The organism is Mesorhizobium sp. M7A.F.Ca.CA.002.04.1.1, from assembly GCF_004022805.1.
GTDB lineage: Bacteria > Pseudomonadota > Alphaproteobacteria > Rhizobiales > Rhizobiaceae > Mesorhizobium > Mesorhizobium ciceri.
This window is the reverse complement of sequence record NZ_RZPL01000681.1, coordinates 1-3,059: the sequence shown is the minus strand read 5'-3', so window position 1 is coordinate 3,059 and position 3,059 is coordinate 1. Positions and strand designations below refer to the sequence as shown.

Sequence of the window (3,059 nt, the reverse complement as noted above, 5' to 3'; positions counted from 1 at the left end):
GCCGATGGGCGGCAGGCCCTCGACGCGCAGGTTGAAATTATAGGCGGCGAAGGCGCCCGCCGCCATGAAGGCGGCACTGCCCAGCGAGACCTGGCCGGCATAGCCGGTGAGAATGTTCAAGCCCACGCCGGCGAGGCTGAGCGCCAGGAACGGCAGCAGGATGGCCTCGAACAGATAACTTGAGCCGATCAGCGGCACGACACCATAGGCGAAGGCGAGCAGCAGGACCGGTACGACCCATTTCGGCAGCACCGGCGCGGCGACGAAATCGCTTGTTATCGCGGTCATCGTTCAGATCCTCTCAACGAGCTTCTGGCCGAACAGGCCGGAAGGGCGGATCAGCAGGAAGACGAGCGCGACGACATAGGCAAACCAGCTCTCGATGCCGCCGCCGAAATAATCGCCGATATAGACCTCGGCGAGCTTCTCACTGGCGCCGATCAGAAGCCCGCCGACGATGGCGCCGAGGATGGAATCGAAGCCGCCGAGCACCAGCACCGGCAGCGCCTTCAGCACCACCAGCGACAGCGAGAACTGCACGCCGAGGCGTGCGCCCCAGAGCAGTCCCGCCACCAGGGCGACAAGGCCGGCGGCAGCCCACACGGTGGCCCAGATCAAGGGCAGCCTGAGGCCGACCGCGAGGGCCGCGAACTGGTCGTCGGCAACGGCGCGGAAGGAGAGGCCGATGCGGGTGTAGCGGAAGAACAGCGACAGCAGGAGGACCATGCCGGCGGCAACCACCGCGGCAAAAATGTCGAACTGGCTGATCAGCACGCCGCCGATTTCCAGCGGCACGTCCTCGATGCCGAGATCGAGGCCATGGACCTGCGTGCCCCAGATCAGCTGGGCGGCGCCCTCGATGATGTAGGACAGGCCGAGCGTCGCCATGAACAGTGTGATCGGCGGCTTGTTGGTCAGTGGCCGCAGCACCGTGCGCTCGATGGCGACACCCATCGCCACCATGATGGCGAAGGTGACCGCCAGCGCCAGCGCGAACGGAATACCGCGCTCGACGAGGCTGACGAAGGTGAGTGCCGCAAACAGCAGCATCGCGCCTTGCGCGAAATTGAGCACGCCCGAGGTCTTGTAGATGAGCACGAAGCCGATCGCGACAAGCGAATACATGACGCCTGAGAGCAGGCCGCCGACGAGCACTTCGATGAAGAATTGGTAGTCGAAATCGGCGATCATATGCCTGCCCCGTCCTCATTGTCCGAGGCGACGCCGAGATAGGCATCGATGACGCGTTGGTCGTTCCTGACTTCATCGGGCGTGGCGTCGGCGATCTTGCGGCCGTAGTCGAGAACGGCGATGCGATCGGACAGACCCATGACGACGCCGACATCGTGCTCGATCAACACCACGGTGGTGGCGAAACGATCGCGCGCGGCACGGACGAAAGACGCCATCTCGCTCTTTTCGCTCGCTGTCATGCCGGCCATCGGCTCGTCCAGCAAAAGCAGGCGCGGCTCGGCCACCAGCGCGCGGGCCAGTTCGACACGCTTCTGCAGCCCGTAAGGCAAGGTGCCGACAAGACGGTCGCGAATGGCGGTGAGATGGAGGAATTCAAGGATCTGTTCGGCACGGCTGCGTGAATCGCGCTGCTCGCCACGCGAGCGGCCGATGCCGAGCACCTGGCCGGCAAAGTTGGAGCGAACCTTGTAGGCAAGGCCAGAGGCGACATTGTCGAGGACGCTTAGGCCCTTGAACAGTGCGAGATTCTGGAAGGTTCTGGCGACGCCGAGATGGGCCAGCCGCTGCGTCGGGACCTGGGCATAGGAGGTACCGTCGAGCCGGACATGGCCGCGATCCGGCCGGTAGACGCCGCTGATGACGTTGATCAGCGAACTCTTGCCGGCGCCGTTCGGGCCGATGATGGCACGGATCTCGCCTTGGCGGACCGATAGGTCGATATCGGCCAGTGCCACGACGCCGCCAAAGGACAGGCTGATGCCCTGAAGCGAAAGCAACGGAGAGGCGGCGGCAACGGACTCTGCCGGCCTGGCGGCATCTTCGAACGACTGCTCCGGCCGCTGGTCTGACGGCAGGCCGCGCGCAAAGACCTCCGGTGCATAGGCGGAAGCCTCCATCACTCCGAGCGTATAACTGGGCAACGGCATTCCAATCGTCCTCGATTAGGCGCGCAAAATCCTGTTGCCGCCCGACGGATCAGCGCGCCGGGCAAGCTTCGTGCGTGCGGGCCGGCGCCTGTCCGGCGTGCCTATGGGGTGACTATTCCGCCGCCAGCGACGCCGCCGCCTCGGCGTGTTCCAGTTCGCGAACGAGCGGGATGACATGCTTGCCGAAATACTCGACCTCCTCCTGGAAGTGCAGGAAACCGAGCAGGATAAGATCCGCACCCGCGCGCTTCAGGTCGACGACGCGTTGAGCGACCTGCCTGGGGGTGCCGATCAGGTTCGAGCGGAAACCGTCATTGTACTGGACCAGATCGTCGAAGGACGATTTCGCCCAATTGCCCTCACCTTCCGGCGAGGCCTTGCCGGCATTCTTGACCTCATGGCCAAAAGCATTGACCGCGTCGGGATTGGCCTCGGCGATGATTTCGGCGAGCACCGCCCTGGCCTCGTCCTCGGTCTCGCGAACGACCGCGAAGGCGTTGACGCCAACTTTGACGGAATGGTTATTGGCCTTCGCCTTGACTCTGATATCATCGACCTGCTTGGCGATCTCGGCCGGCGTGTTGCCGTTGGTGAAGTACCAGTCCGAGACGCGCGATGCCATGTCGCGCGCGGCGCGCGACGAGCCGCCCTGGAAGATTTCGGGTACTTGCGGCGGTTTCGGCTTCAGCGAATACTCATTGAAGCGGTAGAAATCGCCACGGAAGGTGAAGCTGTCTTCAGTCCATATTCCGCGCAGCGCACGGATGAATTCCTCCGAGCGGCGGTAGCGCTCGTCATGGTCGAGCCAATGCTCGCCGATGGCGTGGAACTCGCCGCGGAACCAGCCGGAGACAAGGTTGATCGCGACGCGGCCGTTGGTCAGGTAGCTGATGGTGGCGATCTGCTTGGCCGCCAGCGCCGGGTTCCATGGTCCTGGCA

General features: G+C 64.1%; 3 protein-coding genes and 1 pseudogene. All 4 read right to left on the bottom strand.

Annotation, left to right across the window (positions count from 1 at the left end; all coding sequences use genetic code 11):
* Window positions 1-288, bottom strand: a pseudogene (locus ENZ75_RS26665) (branched-chain amino acid ABC transporter permease); the annotation flags it as partial.
* Between the two features lie 3 nt (window positions 289-291).
* On the bottom strand, window positions 292-1,191 hold the full coding sequence (locus tag ENZ75_RS26660) for a branched-chain amino acid ABC transporter permease (protein ID WP_032898718.1): 900 nt from the start codon (window positions 1,189-1,191) through the stop codon (window positions 292-294).
* Window positions 1,188-2,120 carry an ABC transporter ATP-binding protein gene (locus ENZ75_RS26655; protein ID WP_063169859.1) on the bottom strand — a complete coding sequence of 311 codons (933 nt, stop codon included), beginning with the start codon at window positions 2,118-2,120 and terminating at the stop codon, window positions 1,188-1,190. Before ENZ75_RS26655 ends, ENZ75_RS26660 begins: the two co-directional genes overlap by 4 nt.
* Window positions 2,121-2,232: 112 nt before the next feature.
* Window positions 2,233-3,059: dimethylsulfone monooxygenase SfnG (gene sfnG, locus ENZ75_RS26650; protein WP_128278439.1), on the bottom strand; the 827-nt coding region annotated here is incomplete at its 5' end.